This window comes from Pseudoalteromonas rubra, assembly GCF_005887115.1.
Taxonomy (GTDB): Bacteria; Pseudomonadota; Gammaproteobacteria; order Enterobacterales; family Alteromonadaceae; genus Pseudoalteromonas; species Pseudoalteromonas rubra_F.
In genome coordinates, this window is sequence record NZ_PNCJ01000133.1 from 1 (window position 1) to 247 (window position 247).

General features: G+C 55.5%; 1 protein-coding gene. It reads left to right on the forward strand.

Annotation, left to right across the window (positions count from 1 at the left end):
- On the forward strand, positions 1–247 hold a 247-nt coding region (locus tag CWB98_RS23475), incomplete at both ends, for an efflux RND transporter permease subunit (RefSeq protein WP_138546977.1).

Consider the following 247-nt stretch of genomic DNA (forward strand, 5'->3'; position numbering starts at 1 on the left):
CGGCGTTTTTCTCGGCTGGCGACCCGCAATTGTGGTGGGTCTGGCGATCCCAGTGTGTTATGGGATCACCCTGGCTCTGGGCTGGGCGTTTGGTTATACCATCAATCGGGTGACGCTGTTTGCGTTGATCCTCTCACTGGGTCTGCTGGTGGATGACCCTATTACTGGTATTGATAACATCAGCCGCCTTTTGCTGCCGGGCAAGTCTCGAAAGCAGCAAATCATGACGGCAATGACGGAGATCCGC